This window comes from Shewanella donghaensis (genome assembly GCF_007567505.1).
GTDB lineage: Bacteria > Pseudomonadota > Gammaproteobacteria > Enterobacterales > Shewanellaceae > Shewanella > Shewanella donghaensis.
In genome coordinates, this window is the sequence record NZ_CP041783.1 from 2,362,090 (window position 1) to 2,381,389 (window position 19,300).

A 19,300-nucleotide genomic window follows, 5' to 3' on the forward strand; every position below is an offset into this window, starting at 1 on the left:
GTTTATTATTAACTTGCACCACGTATTTTGATATTGATTCTATTCGGAGAATTATTTCATGGATTTTGATCTTTCTGCCCTTCGCGCTCAAGCATTCAACTATTTATTTGATGCCGTTGTGGTTACTGATGCAGAGGGCATAATTAGAGATTGGAATACAGGCTCAGAATCTTTATATGGCTACAGTAAAGAAGAAGTGATTGGCCACAATGTCAATATCCTCCATGCGCCAGAAGATATCGAGTCAATAACGGCAATGGTTATTGCTGCCGTGGAAGAACACGGTAAATGGACAGGAGAAGTTCGCTTCAAACATAAAGATGGCACCATCGGCTGGGTTGAATCTATGTGCATTCCGTTATTTGATGATCAACAACAGTTTGTCGGCGCATTAGGGATTAACCGTGATATCACTGCCCGAGTTGAAGATTCACAGCGATTATTAAATATTGCTTTTTACGACCAGCTGACAAAAATTCCGAATCGTTATTTATTGATCGATCGCGTGACACAATATATTGAACGAGCGAAACGCAATTGCAGTCAATTCTGTCTGTTTTATATCGATTTAGATGACTTTAAAAAAGTGAATGACACATTAGGTCATTGCGAGGGGGATAAAGTCCTCATTGAAACAGTGAAGCGATTAAATACCGCAATCAGAGACTCTGACACGCTTGCGCGGATAGGCGGTGATGAATTTGTGCTAATCCTAGAAAACCTCAATGACAACAATGATATTTCCGCAATGGCTGATATTATTATTGCCTCATTAGATAAGCCGTTTCAATTAGGTGAACATTCTGCACTGGTTAATTGCAGCATTGGCATTGCCACTTACCCTAATTCTGGCGACAATTTTGACATGTTGATTAAGTCAGCTGATTTCGCCATGTATAAATCTAAACGACAAGGTGGAGCCACCTACCGTTTTAATTAGTCTTAACCCCTGTTCGTCAGTTCAACAATGTTGAGGTTTCCTTAATATGGCCTTAACTCTCACTTTTAACGCTTAAATGGGTTATTAGCACCAAACTTCACCAGCATATGCCACATCAATTTTAACTGCTGTAATTGCTGAGCTTGCTTGCCTCGCTCACTCCATGAAACCGGTTTTAATGTCAGTGCTGCGGCTGCTTGACCAATAATTCGCGCATTTATCACCCCCTCTTCAGCAATCGCCTTGGCAACCTCAGGCATACTTGCGCCTCTGAAGTCTTTCGCAACATTATCAACATGGAGTTGATAACCCTTGTGCCACAGCAATTCAATGTCGTATTCAGCACATAGCTCATGTAGACAATCACTTGTATCAGTGTCTTTAAAGCTGGGATCAGCCACAAGGTAGCCAATGTCTCGATCTAAAGAGACATCACCATGGATTTGCGCTTCAATATAATGATCAAGATTACATAAAGGCAGGCGATCAAAACGAGGCTTAACCCCTAAAGGCAGCTGTTGTCGCATATGCGAAATAACACCAGCAGGTTTGATGTTAGCCACACCTAGTGCATATTGGCGTTCAAATGCTTCACTCAATAACGCAGCGAGTATTACTTCAAAATACTGCAAAGTGCCCTTTTCTTTTGGCAGTCGATAGGAGTCTAGGTAACTAAAAGTACACCGAGATAACACTTGGGATGTGGTCATGAAATAGCAACTACCAAAACGTGGTGCAGGCCCTAATGAGCATAATCCGAGATCGAGAGCACCATATTTGGGACGTTGTTTAATGCCAGAATATCGATGACCAAACAACTGGTTTTCCCAATGGTCTCTCGGTCCACCTAACTCTGGCGAGAGCTGCCCATTGGAAATATGGGTTTCAAACTGGCTTTTATAGAAACCATCTTTTAATAAGCCTGCCGCCACGGTAACGCCACGACTATCAATGCGATCAGGGTGAAAGTGCAATGCCACTTGCCCAAAACTATTTAGCGCCTGCATGGCTTGTTGCACTTCAGAGGTGGGAATGTCTGACATAAGTAAAACATTTTTAATCACTGAGTTTGCTTGCTCTCTCAGGCAAGCCACTGTTTTTTCGATATGGGTTTGCGCGGCAAATTGCGGTTTCATTTATCGCGACTCCATTCGGTAAGTGACTGTATTTCATTGTATGTTAATTCAACAGCTTTGCCATCTAAGATTAAGACAAATTCATCTTGGCAGTGGTGGGGGTCAAATTATGAGAAGCAAAACAGCTGATAGCGCAATTCTCTAGTAAATATACTATCCATAGTTCACAACACTATAAGCGGTTAAATAGGCGATTTATTAGCACTAAAGCACCGATTCAGGTAAGCTTCACGCCCGCCATACACTGGCTCCCATCCATTGACAACAACGTTAGCGTTGACCAAAGAGATCATTCTATGAGTTTTGCCTCTCTCGGCTTAAGTGCAGCAATTTTAAAAGCTGTTGAAAAACAAGGCTATGACACGCCTTCCGCCATTCAAGCACAAGCGATCCCCGCTGTACTTGAAGGTAAAGATGTTATGGCTGCAGCACAAACAGGTACCGGGAAGACAGCAGGTTTCACCCTGCCACTACTAGAATTGCTTTCAAAAGGTCAGCGAGCTAAACGCGGACAAGTAAGAGCCCTAGTGTTAACGCCTACGCGTGAATTAGCAGCACAGGTTGCTGAGAGTGTCGCGACTTATGGCGCAAATTTGCCGCTTAAGTCTGCTGTTGTATTTGGTGGTGTTTCAATTAACCCACAAATCTCAACCCTGAGAAATGGCGTTGATGTATTGGTGGCAACACCAGGCCGCTTATTAGATTTATGCCAACAGAAAGTATTGAGCTTTAGCCAACTTGAAGTGCTTATTTTGGACGAAGCTGACAGAATGCTTGATATGGGTTTTATCCGCGATATTAAGAAAATTCTAGCGATGCTGCCAAAGCAACGTCAGAACCTGATGTTCTCTGCAACATTCTCAGATGAAATTCGCGAGCTAGCTAAAGGCTTAGTGAATAACCCTGTCGAGATTTCAGTTACACCACGTAACGCTACGGCTAACACAGTTGATCAAGCCGTTTATGCCGTAGAGCAAAGTCGTAAAACAAGTATCTTATCGAAGCTAATCAAAACCAACGATTGGCACCAAGTGCTGGTATTTTCGCGTACTAAACATGGTGCAAACCGTTTAGCGAAAAACCTTGAAGCCGATGGCATTAAAGCTGTCGCAATTCACGGTAATAAAAGCCAAAGTGCGCGTACTAAAGCGCTTGCAGATTTCAAAGCAGGTTCAGCTCAAGTCATGGTCGCAACTGACATCGCTGCACGTGGTATTGATATTGACCAACTGCCATTTGTTGTCAACTTTGACTTACCGAATGTACCTGAAGATTATGTACATCGTATTGGCCGTACAGGCCGCGCTGGTGCTTCAGGCCAAGCTGTATCACTTGTTAGTAGTGAAGAAATCAAGTTACTGCATGATATTGAAAGACTGATTAAGCGCGTAATTGAGCGTAAAGGCATTGAAGGTTATGAACCGGCTCACACTTTACCTGAGCCGAATATGAAACACGGTGGCGGACACAGCCCTAATCATAAAAAGCCGAACCCTAATCGTCGCAAGCATGCAAGTGAAGCGAGTAATGAGCGTTCAGCTAGACCTGAGTCAAGAAACCGCTCACGTCAAAACTCACGTTCGGATTCTAATGCTGATTCAAGTGGCGCGGCTCAAAAGCCACAGCGTCGCCGTAACAATAACACCACTGCAAATAGCTCAAGCTCTGCAAGTGTTGACCCATATGCGAATGCAAGACCGAAAGCGCGTAGCTAAAATTAGTCAGCAATGAGTTAATAAAGGTATGAAGACAATCGTTTTCATACCTTTTTTTTGGGCTTTCTTTAATAAACTAATGCCTAAAGCCTAAAGCCTTCACAATATCCGACTAAAGCACAATATAAAAAAACCTTTAAAACCAATAAGCTCCATTTCATTGATGTATAAACTGCGGTATGACAATTTATCGATCTAAAAAGACAGTGATTTCGTACATTAGCTCACAACAGAAAATAACAAAGCTGCGGATCAAAAAGAGCAACCGGCTCCAAGCCCATGACTAACCCCAAACTGACACTGAAGAATCATGCTACCAGTGTAAAACTGAAGTATAGGAATACTGTATCCCCATGACGACAGCCATCAATAGCAATTTACATATTCAAGTCACTCAAATTCCTAATTCAGATCATTTTATCTGGGTCATTGATGACTTTATCGCTGATTTTGACTCTTTAATTGAGTACAGTAATACCAAGGCTTATTTTAACCAAGCTGGTGCAGATGGGACCCTTTTCCCGGGAATGCGAGATGAAATGCCCAAGCCTTATTACAACAGCTTGTCATCCTTGATAGATTTACTATCACAGCAAGAGAGTGGCAATAAATTCAAGCGACATACCATAGCAAAATGCTGGCTCTCAAAAGTCACCCTAAGTCCGCTACAGCTTAATGCCAAACAAACTATGCCTCACTTTGATTCGTTAGCCAGTCAAGATATGGCGGCAGTACATTACCTCAACGGCAGTGACTTGGGTGGTACCAGTTTCTATCGTTACAAGGGGACTGAGAAGCTGGATTTATCTATTGATGATAAAGAAGTAATTTTAAAAATGGTTGAGGATGTGAAAAAGACTGCCGATAACAGAAAAGGCTATATGAATGACTCAGATGAGTTATTTGAAAAAGTGTTCAGTGTTGATGCTAAACCCAATCGCATTATCATTTATTCGGGCAATATCCTTCACAGCGCAAACATCACTGACGATGTCGATTTTGATAAGAAATCTCCAAACAATCGTACCTCAATTAACTCTTTCTTTCGTGTAGTCTCATAAACAAAAAAGCGAGCTTAGTATCAACTAAACTCGCTTTAAATATCATCAGTAACCCTGACGTTATCGAATCAATTTCAGATCTATAAGAACCAAGCGCGGTAAGTTTTACCTTTTAAGCGGCCTTTAGTGATCTTGTTAAGTGCCTTTGCTGACGCTGTGCGTTTAACGGCCACAAATGAGCGGATATCGGTCACTTTGATTTTGCCTATATCAGCGCCATCAATACCATTTTCGCCAGTTAACCCACCAACGATGTCACCAGGACGAACCTTATGCTTCTTACCGGCATCGATTTGAATGGTAATCATCTCAGCTTCAAGTGGCGTTTTAGTTAACGCACTCATTGATGGTAATGTTTCACCGTCAATTTCACGGCCAATAATTTCGCCGATTTCAACCATACGATGACCATCTTCATGACTATAGAAAGTATAAGCAGCGCCAGTACTACCCGCACGGCCTGTGCGGCCAATACGGTGAATATGGACTTCAGCATCGTAAGCGATGTGGTAGTTAAACACCGCTTCTAAATCTTCAATATCTAAACCACGCGACGCGACATCGGTTGCCACTAACACGCGGGCACTTTTGTTAGCAAAACGCAGTAACATTTGATCGCGCTCGCGCTGCTCTAAGTCGCCATGCAAGGCTAATACGCTAAAGCCTTGTTCCGCTAAAGTATCTGCAACTTTTTGAGTTTCACGTCGAGTGTTACAAAAAACAACCGCACTTTCAGGTTGCTTATCCAGTAACAATAACTGTAATGCTTCCATGCGGGCATTGTTATCTTCAGTCAGGTAAAAATGCTGGTCGATGGTGAGGTTGTCGTGCGTAGATTCGACTTTAACCATGAACGGCTTATACATGATTTGTTCAGCGATATGCTTTATTTGATCTGGAAACGTCGCGCTAAAGAGCAAGGTTTGACGCTCACGCGGCGTATTTTCAATAATTTGATCTATTTGTTGTTGAAAGCCCATTTCTAACATGCGATCGGCTTCATCCAAAATAAGCATATTAACTTCGCTTAAATCTAAACGATTGCGATCGAGATGATCAACAAGACGTCCAGGTGTACCAACAATAATGTGCGCACCATGTTCCAACGAGCCTATTTGAGGTCCCATTGGCACACCACCACACAATGTCAGTACTTTCACGTTATGAATGCCGCGGGCTAGAGTACGGATCTCTTTTGCCACTTGATCGGCTAATTCACGTGTTGGGCACAACACCATTGTTTGAATGCGAAAACGTTTCACATCTAACTTGTTAAGTAAGCCCAAACCAAATGCTGCAGTTTTACCTGAGCCGGTTTTTCCTTGGCCAATCACGTCATCACCTGCAAGAATGGCTGGTAAGCTCTCAGCTTGAATTTGAGTCATAGACTCGAATCCCATGGTTTTGAGATTATCAAGCAAATCAGGTTTAAGATTTAGTGATGCGAAAGCCGTATTAGCGACTTGTTGAGTAGACTGACTCAAGGTGAATATCCTCTGATATAAAACGGGTACTGAAACAAAACGAGTACAAACAAAACAGCCAAGATATTTATACCTTGGCCTAATTGCATATTGTAGCAATTTTATCCGAACATGGCAGATATATCTTTGCTAAATGATCTTACCAAAGCGCCCTTGTTGGTAATCATCTACTGCTTGATCTATTTCAGCTTGAGTATTCATGACAAATGGTCCCATATGGACTATTTTTTCATTAATGGGCGAACCTGCCAACAGTAATAACCCAGTCTCATCATCGTTAGGATTAGTAAAATGGCTTAGTTCAGCAGATAACACCAGTAATTCACCCGCTTTAGCATTTAACAATTCCCCATCAGCATTTTTATACTCAAGTACACCTTGGTAAATGTATATATGCACCACTTCATGGCGTGCTAAATCAATACTCGCATAACCATTTGCATCCAGCATTAAATCAGCAATAGCACCATTACCGGACAACCCCTGGATAGTCGATATTAATGGCTCATTATTTTTTGCAGTCTCAGCAAATTGCCACTTCCCTGCCAATGCTTTTAAGGTCGCACCATGTTGATTAACCCCTATCGGATTAGGCTTTTCGGAGGTATCTTGATAAATCGCTGGACGCATCTTGTCTTTGGCAGGCATATTGAGCCAAATTTGAAAACCATGTAGGCCGTCTTCAGCATCTGCTAATGGCATTTCAGAATGAATCACCCCACTACCTGTGCTCATCCATTGAACATCGCCCGCACGAATAGCTTTAACATTGCCAAGTTGATCTCGGTGCTCAAATCCACCTTTACGGATATAGGTAAAGGTTTCAATGCCACGATGAGGATGCGGCGGAAAACCGCCAATAAAATCTTGTTTATCAGCTGATTTGATCTCATCGATCATTAAATAAGGATCGAAGCGAGTATTCATAAAGTCTGCAACGCGCTTAATGTTAACACCATCGCCATCCATTGCAGGTCGAGCGGTAAAACGACTTATTACTTTCATAATCTTGTACTCAATAACGGGTTAATGAATCTAGATTACCAATCAATTAATCGAATAAAAATTGCAATATAACGGTGCTTTTAGTCTATTTATTAGAACGTTTTATGGGTAAATTCACAATGAGATAATTAACATCCGTTGCCTCAAACTGAGTGCAACGGAATAACAATAGTAGAAATTAGAAATGAGAGATGATGACTTTTACGTTATGTAGCAATCACGCTTTTAGCTATCACACGTCCAACAATTACAACTCAAACAATACATCTGTACGAATGATGTACTTTACACCTTGTGTTATTGCAACAGAGCTATGAATACAATGTAATGGATGCATTCCATGTGGAAAACATAATACGCTGCCAGCAGGTGTCCTAACATCTACATGTGCTACCGCATCACCGGCTTTAGCTGGTTTGGTCGCATCATCCGCATTAACTAGAAAGCGTGTTTCACCGCCTTCAAAATCTTCGCGAAGTAGCATTAAAAACGTCATTTGGCTAAAGCGATCAGGGTAAGCATTGGCGACAAGCTTATTGTCTATAATTCGGCTACCAGGCCAAGAACCATCAGAGTGAGGTTTGAAGTAGTCATCTTGGCCATATCGATAAAAACGAAAACGAGCATTAATCCCTAAGGCTTTATCTCCGTTGAAAATACCTTGTCTGTCATCCATCAAATGAGCTATTCGCTGCCAAATGGTGCCATCAGTTTCAGGATCAACAATCCACGTTAAACTATCGTTATGGCGAACACTTCTAGGTAAAGAAACTGCCGCATCGGGCAAAAACTCAAGCTGCTCACTGATCTCTATAAATCTTTGGCACTCGTCTTTTGACAATACATTGAACAATTGAAAAGCACCCGGTACATCAGCCAACTCTCGGCGCTCTACTTGGCTAATGTCAAAGTCACTGCTTAACTTAGCGGGGTTAGAATTGTTATTGCCCCAAGCGGGTAATGCTGGATGCTCAGCGCCTTGCTCCAACGCCGCTACAAAAAAGGATTCTGGCTTATTTTTCTGTGTCATATTCAACTCAACTGTCGTTAATTATTCTGTAATACATACGGATATGGTTGGGAGTTGGCGTATTGCCCTAGCGAGTTACTTACTGATAACTCTCACTTGAGCAAATTGTCTGTGCCCAGCAGCGGTGCCATGAAAACCAAATCCACTTTGCTTCGCCCCGACCCAGGGCCCAGGGCCTCCAGCACCTTGATTAACTCCGACCATGCCAGCCTCGATTTGCTCTGCAACATCTGCAGCTCCCGCACCGCCAAATACCGCTGCGCCTAATCCAAAGGGACTGGCATTCGCACGCTCAATCGCTTCAGATATATGAGTAAAACGACTAATTGCCACTACAGGCCCAAAGGTTTCATCATGTTCTAACTGCATTTCAGGCCTGATATCAGTCACGACCGTTGGTTGTATGTAAGGCACTTCGTAATCAGCATTTCCTAATAGGAATTTCGCCCCTTTTTGCTCAGCATCTTTAAGTTGCGACAACACTCGTTGGTGCTGCTTATGACTGACAATAGGTCCAATATTCACGTTAGTTTGATCCCATTGCCCCACTTGGTAACGGCTAGCCAGCGCTACCACTTTTTGCTCAAATTCTTCAGCAACACGTGCATCCACATAAACACGTTCAGTTGATGTACACATCTGCCCCGCATTCTCAAATGAACTTGCCACAGCAAACTGCACCGCTTTATCAATGTCAGCTGTCGCCATAACAATCATAGGATCATTGCCACCCAGCTCCATCACCAACCGTTTTAACGATGATGCTGCTGATGCCATAATATGTTTACCTGCAGCAAGCGACCCAGTGAAAGCCACCATATTGATATCGGCTTCCACTAATGCTTTACCCGTAGCAGAATCACCATGTGCTATTTGCAACACACCTTCAGGTAATACTTCGTTTAATGTACTAACGAACAAGTCGGCAACTAAAGGCGTTAATTCTGATGGCTTTAATATCACGCTATTCCCCGCCATAAGTGCAGGAAGTAGCAAATTGTTAGCCATTGCTAATGGATAATTCCAAGGCGCAATAACAGCCACAACCCCCAAAGGTCGGTATTGTAATTCTGCGCCATGCCCCATAGATTCGGGCTTCAATGCCGCAGCAATTTCTTGGCAGAAATAACCTGCATTTTGTGCTGTACCTGCAACTTCATAACTGGCTCGACGGTAATCCTTTCCCATCTCTTTACTGATCAATAACGTCAGCGATTCCTGTACTTTGGCTAATTTTTCATAAGCCTTAACCACAATTTGTTGTCGATCTAGTAATGATACTTTTGCCCATGCGTGCTGCGCTTTCTTTGCCGCGGCCACAAGGGTTGGCATTTGTGCATTGGTTGTAATTGGCACTTCACCAATGGCTTGTTGATCGATCGGATCGTAAGAGATGAGCATAGACATCAAGTTTCTTCCTTTTGAGATGCATTAACCTAGCGCAATACATTGCAATTTATCTTTGGTTCTTAGGGTCATATTTTGCTAGAGTAGGTAATTAAAGCAACTAGTATACTTTTAGTAACCACTCTGTTTTTTTGCAAAATTAAAATAAAAGATATTAAATACAATGATTAAAGATGAAATAATAAATATAAAAAATTGTGAACAGCCTTGCTTGATCGAAAGAGGGATGCGAATTTTAGGCGGAAAGTGGAAAGCATCGATACTGTGGCATTTAAAAGATGGTCCTGTACGCTTCAATGAATTGTCACGCATGCTGGGCGGCGCCAGCAAGAAAATGGTAGATCAACGCCTTAAAGAGCTGGAAACCCAAGGCTTAGTGACGAGAGAAGTCATCTGCACTCGACCTATTGCAGTCACCTATGAAATAACCGAATTTGGCCGTACCGCGCTAGAGATTTTAGAGAAGCTAAAAGATTGGACTGAAGAAAGTAACTTCTAGTAAAGTGCCTTAACAATGACTTACCCGCAAACTATAACACCATATAAACACTGCAATAACGCCTAACCTAACAGCCACTTTATTTGATGTGACCTCCTTTTTCAATAAATATTGTGCACAATTAAATTGCTCACAACTAAAATTAAAGGTAAGCTGATCGTCAATCAAGCATAAAACTATTTAGTAAGGGAACTCACATGCCACTCAGTCCTATTGGAATCGCCCATACCATCATTGGTAGTCTTGCCGTATTTTTCGGTTTGAAAATGCTTTGGCAACATAAACAAATCACCTTTAGGTCATTGGAAGGTAAGTTTTATCTTATCGCAACGCTATTTACTGCTTTGTCGGCGTTAACTATTTTTAAGCACGGTGGCTTTAATCCTGCCCATGCATTGGCAATACTAACCATATTAGCCACTGTGGTTGGTATAGTGATTGAGAAAACTGAGCTGCTGAAGTCTTGGAATAAGTATGCCGTGAATCTTTGTTTTTCAGGAACGATGCTGTTTCATTTGATCCCAACAGCCACTGAAATTTTGACGCGTTTCCCGATGGGTGACCCAATAGTGACATCATTAGAAGACCCCTTATTACAAAAAACCTTCCTAACAATTTTTGTGTTATTTCTAGCCTTTGTTATTTACCAAGTCAATTGGTTACGTAAACAGGATTAATAACATATAAAAAACCGACTTAGTAATGTAAGTCGGTTTAAATACTTAATCAGATTTATTTTCAGCTCAGCTGATTCCACATAAAAGCTAAAGCTCGTAAATCAATCGCTGGTTAAATCTATAGATCATTGAATTGATCCAGCCATGCGGAAAAAGAAGCAGAAACCTTTTCAACCGTTCCTTGTCCTTGGTTATAAAACCAAACTGGCGCATCTTTTTGAGATGTTTCACAATCTGTTTTCTTAAAGCAAAACATGTTGCCTTTGCAATCAGAGGCAAACAAAATGTGCCCTTTAGGCATACCGCTCATTTCGTATAAATTTGATAGCAAACTAACATCATCAAGGCTTAGAAAGTCCTGCACCTCAGAGATATCAACACCTAAATCACAAATTTTAGTCAACACATTAGGCGTGTGCACCAAGCCATATTTAGAGATTAAATACTTATATGAATCAGGTAACACGACAGCTAGTTTTTCTTCTAGCTCTTCAATATATAAACTCTTAATGGGCACCATGGCATTTTTACTGCCCCAATTTTTTACAAATAGATCGATGCTATTCATCTCAGAGAATTCCAAAAAATCAAGGCCACACTTGCGGCTAAAAGACATAGGTTAAAATACCAGATAACTACATTAATCGCTGTTTAAATGCTTAGTATTCTCGTCATGGTCGCTTAAAATCAGCATTTATTCTCCACAACTCACTTAAACCGATTCAAATGGTAAAGAGTTTACAATAAAACTGTATTGTTATTATAAAGACTCGTTAGCTGTGCTTTTTACCGTAACGCCATTTGCACTTTTATTTGACGTAAAAACGAGTAGAAAAGCGCCGAGCATAATGAACATGTCCGCGACATTAAATACCCCGGTTCTCATCGAACCAAAACCTATATTTAGAAAATCAATCACAGCCCCATTGTTTACCAGTCGATCATAAAAATTACTGACGCCACCAGAAAACACCAAAGATAATGCCACTATGGAAGAAAGGTGCTGTTTTGAATTTGATACTAGATATATCAGTAATGCCAACAAGAAAGAGCCGACTAATACTACCAGTAGCCAGAATCTCGCTTGCTCAGAGAGATTATTACCTAAACCTAAAAATGCACCTATATTTTCGGTGTAACCCACCCTAAGAATATCATTGAGGTAACTTGTCATTTGAAATTTAGGCAGGTGCTCTGTTGCTAATAATTTAGTACCTTGATCGCAGCCTACACATGAGAGTGTAATGGTAAAAACAACCAACAATCTTTTCCAAATATCCATATTCAATAATCCTTTTTCTAGCAGCTAATCACCAAGGTAGGTAGACTATCATTATTGATTGAAATATCTAAATTTGCACAACGCTATGAAGAGTTTATTTCTTGAGAAAGAAGACGCTTTAACCATGTAAAAATAGCCTCGTTAGCCATAAGTAAATCATGCTTACTGCTCACCTTAACCCCAATAGACAAATCACACTTTCAACGATTTAATTTACTTTAATGACGAAATACATCTATAAAATGGACTCAATAAAAAAGGACTCTATAAAGAGTCCTTTCGAATTTACCTAACTTAACACTCACGTCTTTATGGCTTAACTGCGTAAACCAATGCCGCGCGAGATGAGGTAGTAGGCCACAAACCAAAGCGAGGCACAAAAGCCCACCATAATGGCTATTGATAACGGTACGCTGATATCTGCAAACCCTAAAAAGCCATAGCGGAATACATTAATCATATACACCACAGGGTTTAGTCCTGATACGCCTTGCCAAAATTCAGGTAACAATGACAACGAGTAGAACACCCCACCAAGATAGGTCAACGGCGTTAATATGAAGGTCGGAATAATACTAATATCATCAAAGCTTTTAGCAAATACCGCATTAATTAACCCACCTAATGCAAACAGCACCGAGGTTAAAAATACCGTCATAATCACTAAGCCCACATGATGAAGACTTAAATCGACAAAGAACATGGCGACCATGGTCACAATGAAACCGACACTTAATCCCCGCGCGACACCACCACCAACAAAACCAGCAATCATCACATAATGCGGTACGGGTGCGACCATTAACTCTTCAATACTGCCATGCATTTTGGCACTAAAGAAAGATGAAGCCACATTAGAATATGAGTTAGTTATCACTGACATCATAATCAGACCTGGAGCGATAAACTCCATATAAGATACGCCGCCCATCTCACCAATGCGATTGCCAATCAAGTTACCAAAAATTAAAAAATATAAGGTCATGGTAATGGCTGGCGGCACTAATGTTTGCACCCAAATACGGGTGAAGCGATTCGTTTCTTTGACGATAATACTTTTAAAGGCTATCCAATACAGCTTATTCATTATTTTGGACCCTGTGCTTTTTTAACTAATTCGACAAACAGTTCTTCAAGACGGTTGGCTTTATTTCGCATTGATAGCACTTCAATATCTGCATTACTTAACTGGTTGAATAAATCATTCAGATTATTCTCTTTCGCCACATCAACTTCCAGAGTATGGCCATCCACTAAGCGACAATTCATGTTATTTAGCTCTGGCGCGGTGTTAATGTCTTGAGATAAATCGAGGATAAAAGTTTCCATATTCAGCTTACTGAGTAAACTTTTCATGCTAGTGCATTCCACCAGCAACCCTTTATCAATAATACCGATATTACGGCAAAGCATTTCCGCTTCTTCAAGGTAGTGCGTCGTGAGAATAATCGTCACGCCTTGGCTGTTAATTTGCTTTAAGAACTCCCACATCGAGCGGCGAAGTTCAATATCCACCCCCGCTGTTGGTTCATCAAGAATAAGCAATTGTGGTTCATGCATTAACGCGCGTGCAATCATTAAACGGCGCTTCATACCACCTGACAAAGCCCGTGCTTGGCTATCGCGCTTTTCCCATAAATCTAGCTGGGTTAAATACTTTTCAGCACGTACAAGTGCTACATGGCGTGGAACACCATAATAACCTGCTTGAGTGACTACAATTTGGAGTACGGTTTCAAACTGGTTAAAGTTAAATTCTTGCGGAACCAAACCAATACACAGCTTGGCTTGTTCTAATTTTTTGTCGATATCATGATCGAACACTTTAACGCTGCCAGAGGTCTTTTGTACTAAAGAGCTAATGACACCGATAGTTGTCGATTTACCTGCACCGTTTGGACCCAATAGCGCAAAGAAATCACCTTGTTCAACGGTTAAACTAATACCTTTTACAGCTTGAACGCCACCTTTATAGGTTTTTTGCAGGTTTTCTATCACCAAAGCATTGGCGGGTTTACTCATTGTTATACCTCTGGTCCATGAATTGCGAATGACACATGCTTAATTAGATAATCTTAATGACGTTATGTAAATGAAAAAGGTGCAGAAAATTTATGACGCCTAAAACAAAACTCCCGCCTAAAGCGGGAGTTTACACATCAAAAGTTATATTAGTCTAACGGTACAACTCTAGCGATGTAAGGTAAGTTTCGATATTGCTCAGCGTAGTCAATACCGTAACCTACGATGAACTCATCAGGTATAGTAAAGCCAATAAAGTCGACAGGTACGTTAACTTCACGACGCTCTGGCTTATCCAATAATGTACACAGAGCCAGGCTTTTAGGTTCACGCAATAAAAGCATTTCACGTACTTTGTTCAGGGTATTACCTGAATCAATTAAATCTTCAACGATCAATACATCACGCCCAGCGATCTCAGAAGTGACATCCTTAAGGATCTTCACATCACGTGTACTTGTCATTGCATTGCCATAACTTGAAACAGACATAAAGTCGATTTCAACATGGCCCTTAATACGGCGACATAAGTCAGCCATAAAAACCACAGACCCTTTCAATAAGCCGACCATTAACAAACGTTCGCTGTCTGCGTAATGGGCATTAATCCTTTCAGCTAATATATCCAGTTTTTCGTTGATTTCTTCTGCAGAAATCATCACTTCGGTTGTGTGTTTCATATTACTCTCAGTTATCGATTTTTTCGGACTTGTCGTTGGAATAACCCCAACGATTTGTTAATCCATGCGCAATGCCCAAATGATCTAGAATTCGGGAAACCATGAAGTTTACCAGATCTTCTATCGATTGGGGATGATGATAAAAGCCTGGCGCAGCTGGCATGATGGTCGCACCATTGCGAGTAAGGCTTAACATATGCTCTAAGTGTATGGCACTAAAAGGAGTTTCTCTCGGAACAAGGATTAATTGTCCGCGCTCTTTTATTACCACATCGGCGGCTCTTTCGAGCAAATTATTACTCATACCAGTAGCAATAGCGGCTAATGTCCCTGTTGAACAAGGGCAAACCACCATTTGTTTCGGTGCGGCGCTACCTGATGCTGGCGGTGAGAACCATTCATCTTTACCTAATACCACCAACTCACCAATCGCATTTTCGTCCATATTAAAATGGCCTAATAACTGCTGGCAGGCTTTTTCAGGATTCGCACTCAGTTGCAGGCCTTCTTCAGTGGCAAGCACCACTCTTGCTGCGCTCGATATCATTAAGAAAACTTGATAATCAGCTTGCAGCAAACACTGCAATAACTTTAAACCGTATGGCGCGCCAGAAGCACCAGTCCATGCAAGACTGATCGCTTTTTCTTTTTTGGCGTATGGGTGAATCGAATTACTCATATTGTCTCTTTTAATTAACCTTTGCAGGTTATACGGCTTAACTCACTTTATTGATGACAATCATATTGATGTCATCGCGTATTTTAGCAAAGATTTATCTAATAAAGTCACTACTTCAAGGCGGTAATCAATTTTTGATGAATACCGTTAAAGCCGCCATTACTCATAATCACCACAGTGTCGCCATTTTTTGCCTGTGCGGTTACCTTGGCAATAATGTCTTCAATATCGGTAAATACAGCAACAGGAATGCTGGCATTAGCCATATTGGCTTGTAAGTCCCAGCCTACATTACCTGCTTGAAACAAAAAGGCACTGTCAGCCAATGCCATTGAAGCCGCTAACGTGTCTTTATGTACGCCACTTTTCATGGTATTTGAACGAGGCTCTAGCACTACAATTAACTTGCCTGTCGCTAACTCACCTTCGCCCACTTTTGCCCTTAAGCCTTGTAAGGTGGTTTCAATCGCTGTTGGGTGATGGGCAAAATCATCGTACACAGCAATACCGTTTACGGTATCGAGTAACTCTAAGCGGCGTTTGGGTGGAGAAAATTGACTTAAGGCTTCAATAGCATGATTGGGGGCAACGCCAACATGCCTTGCTGCCGCTATCGCCATTATCGCATTTTCAATATTATGCTGACCGATTAAGCTCCAGTTTAATATGCCTTGAGACTCGCCATTAAACATCACTTCAAACTCGTGACCATCAGCAGCTATCGTTTTACCAAACCAGCCGCTGTTGTTTTGTAATGCTGTTTTTTCAGTGGCATAAAAGTGTTCTTGCTCGCTCCAACATCCAAGCTCAATCACTTCTTTTACCGCATCAACTTCAGCAGGCCAAATGACTTTACCTTCACCAGGTACCGTGCGAATAACATGATTAAATTGACGTTGAATAGCAGCAAGATCGGCAAATATATCAGCATGATCAAATTCAAGATTATTAATCACTAAAGTGCGCGGGCGGTAATGGACAAATTTAGAACGCTTATCAAAAAAGGCACTGTCATATTCATCTGCTTCAACCACAAAGAAAGGTGAATTACCTAAACGCGCTGACACACCAAAATTTTGCGGAACACCACCGATTAAAAAGCCCGGCTCGTAGCCACAATACTCTAATACCCACGCTAACATGCTTGATGTAGAGGTTTTACCATGAGTCCCTGATACGGCCAGTACCCATCGCTCTGCTAAAATGTATTCAGATAAAAATTGCGGCCCAGAAGTATATTTAATACCACGATTTAATACTGCTTCAACACAAGGATTACCACGGCTCATGGCATTACCAATAACCACTAAGTCAGGCTGATTGTCGCCTTCTTTACCAAGCTGCACGGGATCGAAGCCTTGAATAAGCTCAATACCCTGCTCTTCTAGTTGAGTACTCATAGGCGGATACACATTGGCATCACTACCAGTAACCTTGTGTCCCATTGCGCGGGCTAATAGCGCTAAGCCGCCCATAAAAGTGCCACAAATTCCAAGAATATGTACGTGCATGCCATTGCTCTGCTTAATATTTATTTGAGGGTTATTCTAATGCATTGGCGATCAAAATGTCAGCTAACAATAACAAGCTTTAATGTGATTTCTACATCCACTATCTGATTACTCAGCCAATCGACTTATCAAAATGCAACCCAACATATTACTCACTCAAATAAGCATAAAAGCCGTTGGCATATAATGGTAACTTCCTCACATTGCTTTTGATTACTATTTGTCCTAGCCTGTTAAGCGTTAAGCGTTAAGCGTTAAGCGTTAAGCGTTAAGCACTGGTAAAAAATCACCTTATAAAAAATTCAAGAATAACTTTTGTTAGCGACAACCATCGATGTAACAAAAAGTAATAGCGGTAACGGTTTAGCAGTAATTCTACTTTATAGCTGCTAATAATAGCGTTGTAGATTTAATCAACAAGGATGGAATAATGCTTAATCTAGCAAGTATAACCAAACCAACATGGCTAATAACAACGGCTTTGTTATCATTAAACTTGCTTCAGCAAGCATCTGCAGCCCCTAATCAAATTCGTTTGAACCAATTAGGCTTTACGCCAGAATCAACGAAAACGGCAGTCATCAATAACACTGACAGCCAGTCATTTTCTATTATCGATATCGCCTCTGGTAAATCGGTATATCAAGGTCAATTGAGTCAGTCTGCGTTATGGCCATCATCAGGTGAGACAGTAAAGCTTGCCAAGTTTGATGATTTCACTAACCTTGGTCGTTACCATATCCAAGTAAAAGAACTCGAACAGTCATTGCCGTTTACAATCGATAACTCACGTTATCAACAACCGTTAATCGATGTCATAAGAGCCTATTATTTCAATCGAAGCGGCGCAGTCATTCAAAAAAAATATGCCGGTAAATACGCAAGGCCTGCTGCCCACCCTGACACTATCGTTTATGTACATGAATCAGCAGCAACAGAAGCAAGACCTGCAGGCACAGTCATTTCATCCCCAAAAGGTTGGTACGATGCAGGCGATTACAATAAGTACATCGTTAACTCTAATATCAGCGTATATACCTTACTCAGCGCGCTAACAGAACATGAAAACGCACTTGAATCGCTTAAACTAAATATTCCAGAATCGAGCAATAACTTGCCCGATTTCGTCGATGAAATATTGTGGAATATTGACTGGATGCTCACCATGCAAGATCCAAATGATGGCGGGCTTTACCATAAGCTGACAACCAAGCGCTTTACGGGCGAAACTCAGATGCCTCATCATATGGATCAGCCTCGTTATGTGGTAGCAAAGTCTACCGCGGCCAGCTTGGGTTATGCCGCTACGATGGCAAAAGCCAGTACTGTTCTGGCAAAGTATGAGCAGCAACTCCCAGGTTACAGCCAGAAGTTACTGACATCTGCTAAGCAAGCTTGGCAATGGGCGCTTATCAATCCAGCAATACATTATGAACAACCTGCCGATATTGCCACAGGAGCTTATGCGACTGCTGGCGATGATTTAAAAGATGAATGGTTATGGGCAAAATCAGAGCTGTTTGCCGCCACAGGTGACAAGCAATATCTTGCTGATATTGCCTTTCCGGAAAATCTGCGTATTCCTGAATGGGACAAGGTTGAAACATTGGCCTTATTTACCTTTGCAAGTAATCTAAATACCCCTGCTGACATTAGAGACCATGCACTGCTTAAGCTCACAACCGTCACCAATAAATGGCTTACCCAAGGACATAATTCAGCCTATGGCGTCGCCATTACACCGCAAGATTTTGTCTGGGGCAGTAATTCAAACATGCTCAATAAAGCCATTATGTTGCTGCGAGTCAATCAGCTTCAAGCTAACCCTGAATATGTGCATCAAGCTAATGCTATCGTAGATTATATCTTTGGCCGCAATCCTTTAGGCATGTCTTACGTCACTGGGGTTGGACAACATACACCAATGCACATTCATCATCGTGTTTCGATGGCTGATGGCATTACGGAGCCGATACCAGGATTTCTTGTAGGAGGCCCACAACCAGGACAACAAGATGCTGAACATTGTACGCCTCAAGGCGGCATTTATGCTTCTACAAAACCAGCATTATCATACATTGACCATGGTTGTAGCTATGCCAGTAATGAAGTGACCATTAATTGGAACGCCGCTTTAGTTTACGCTTTGGCTGCGTTAACTGAATAGCACTT

Annotated in this window: 18 protein-coding genes; 6 read left to right on the top strand and 12 right to left on the bottom strand. The window is 41.5% G+C overall.

The features are described from left to right. Positions 1 to 58 precede the first annotated feature (58 nt). Complete coding sequence (locus tag FPK91_RS10035) at positions 59 to 940, top strand: diguanylate cyclase domain-containing protein (protein WP_144210985.1); 882 nt, start codon at positions 59 to 61, stop codon at positions 938 to 940. Between the two features lie 65 nt (positions 941 to 1,005). On the opposite strand, the gene FPK91_RS10040 is transcribed toward FPK91_RS10035, so the two are convergent. After that, a complete protein-coding gene (locus FPK91_RS10040) occupies positions 1,006 to 2,076 on the bottom strand; it encodes a DUF3626 domain-containing protein (RefSeq protein WP_144210987.1) in 1,071 nt (356 codons plus the stop codon). A gap of 296 nt (positions 2,077 to 2,372) precedes the next feature. Between FPK91_RS10040 and FPK91_RS10045 the strand changes: the two genes are divergently transcribed. Next, positions 2,373 to 3,791, top strand: coding sequence for a DEAD/DEAH box helicase (locus FPK91_RS10045; RefSeq protein WP_144210989.1), 1,419 nt, complete (start codon positions 2,373 to 2,375; stop codon positions 3,789 to 3,791). Positions 3,792 to 4,144: 353 nt separating this feature from the next. Then, positions 4,145 to 4,852, top strand: coding sequence for a DUF6445 family protein (locus FPK91_RS10050; protein ID WP_144210991.1), 708 nt, complete (start codon positions 4,145 to 4,147; stop codon positions 4,850 to 4,852). A gap of 80 nt (positions 4,853 to 4,932) precedes the next feature. Here FPK91_RS10050 and dbpA read toward each other — a convergent pair whose 3' ends face one another. The 4 genes from dbpA to FPK91_RS10070 all read right to left on the bottom strand — a co-directional run bounded on the left by dbpA (position 4,933) and on the right by FPK91_RS10070 (position 9,778). Further along, positions 4,933 to 6,336, bottom strand: coding sequence for an ATP-dependent RNA helicase DbpA (dbpA, locus tag FPK91_RS10055; protein WP_144210993.1), 1,404 nt, complete (start codon positions 6,334 to 6,336; stop codon positions 4,933 to 4,935). A gap of 129 nt (positions 6,337 to 6,465) precedes the next feature. Further along, complete coding sequence (locus FPK91_RS10060) at positions 6,466 to 7,341, bottom strand: pirin family protein (RefSeq protein WP_144210995.1); 876 nt, start codon at positions 7,339 to 7,341, stop codon at positions 6,466 to 6,468. A gap of 247 nt (positions 7,342 to 7,588) precedes the next feature. Further along, on the bottom strand, positions 7,589 to 8,371 hold the full coding sequence (locus FPK91_RS10065; protein WP_144210997.1) for a prolyl hydroxylase family protein: 783 nt from the start codon (positions 8,369 to 8,371) through the stop codon (positions 7,589 to 7,591). A gap of 75 nt (positions 8,372 to 8,446) precedes the next feature. Next, on the bottom strand, positions 8,447 to 9,778 hold the full coding sequence (locus FPK91_RS10070) for an aldehyde dehydrogenase family protein (protein WP_144210999.1): 1,332 nt from the start codon (positions 9,776 to 9,778) through the stop codon (positions 8,447 to 8,449). A 163-nt stretch (positions 9,779 to 9,941) separates the two neighbouring features. On the opposite strand from FPK91_RS10070, the gene FPK91_RS10075 reads away from it, so the two are divergent. Continuing rightward, positions 9,942 to 10,277, top strand: a complete 336-nt coding sequence (locus FPK91_RS10075; protein WP_144211001.1) for a winged helix-turn-helix transcriptional regulator — start codon at positions 9,942 to 9,944, stop codon at positions 10,275 to 10,277. Positions 10,278 to 10,474: 197 nt separating this feature from the next. Continuing rightward, on the top strand, positions 10,475 to 10,954 hold the full coding sequence (locus tag FPK91_RS10080) for a DUF2306 domain-containing protein (RefSeq protein WP_144211003.1): 480 nt from the start codon (positions 10,475 to 10,477) through the stop codon (positions 10,952 to 10,954). Positions 10,955 to 11,072: 118 nt separating this feature from the next. Here the strand turns inward: FPK91_RS10080 and FPK91_RS10085 are convergent, their stop codons facing one another. From FPK91_RS10085 to mpl, 7 genes are all read right to left on the bottom strand, one after another. Beyond that, entirely contained in the window at positions 11,073 to 11,522 is a 450-nt protein-coding gene (locus FPK91_RS10085; RefSeq protein WP_144211005.1) for an SMI1/KNR4 family protein, read from the bottom strand. A gap of 192 nt (positions 11,523 to 11,714) precedes the next feature. Continuing rightward, entirely contained in the window at positions 11,715 to 12,236 is a 522-nt protein-coding gene (gene lspA / locus FPK91_RS10090; protein ID WP_144211007.1) for a signal peptidase II, read from the bottom strand. Positions 12,237 to 12,552: 316 nt separating this feature from the next. Continuing rightward, complete coding sequence (locus FPK91_RS10095; protein ID WP_144211009.1) at positions 12,553 to 13,323, bottom strand: ABC transporter permease; 771 nt, start codon at positions 13,321 to 13,323, stop codon at positions 12,553 to 12,555. After that, positions 13,323 to 14,258: an ABC transporter ATP-binding protein gene (locus FPK91_RS10100; RefSeq protein WP_144211011.1), complete on the bottom strand. Its 936-nt coding sequence runs from the start codon at positions 14,256 to 14,258 to the stop codon at positions 13,323 to 13,325. Before FPK91_RS10100 ends, FPK91_RS10095 begins: the two co-directional genes overlap by 1 nt. A 149-nt stretch (positions 14,259 to 14,407) precedes the next feature. Continuing rightward, entirely contained in the window at positions 14,408 to 14,938 is a 531-nt protein-coding gene (gene hpt, locus FPK91_RS10105) for a hypoxanthine phosphoribosyltransferase (protein ID WP_144211013.1), read from the bottom strand. Positions 14,939 to 14,945: 7 nt separating this feature from the next. Beyond that, positions 14,946 to 15,617, bottom strand: coding sequence for a flavin prenyltransferase UbiX (locus FPK91_RS10110; protein WP_144211015.1), 672 nt, complete (start codon positions 15,615 to 15,617; stop codon positions 14,946 to 14,948). 110 nt (positions 15,618 to 15,727) lie between these two features. Then, on the bottom strand, positions 15,728 to 17,128 hold the full coding sequence (gene mpl, locus FPK91_RS10115; protein ID WP_144211017.1) for a UDP-N-acetylmuramate:L-alanyl-gamma-D-glutamyl-meso-diaminopimelate ligase: 1,401 nt from the start codon (positions 17,126 to 17,128) through the stop codon (positions 15,728 to 15,730). 430 nt (positions 17,129 to 17,558) lie between these two features. Here mpl and FPK91_RS10120 point away from each other — a divergent pair, with 430 nt between their 5' ends. Then, positions 17,559 to 19,295, top strand: a complete 1,737-nt coding sequence (locus tag FPK91_RS10120) for a glycoside hydrolase family 9 protein (RefSeq protein ID WP_144211019.1) — start codon at positions 17,559 to 17,561, stop codon at positions 19,293 to 19,295. The last annotated feature ends 5 nt before the right edge of the window (positions 19,296 to 19,300 follow it).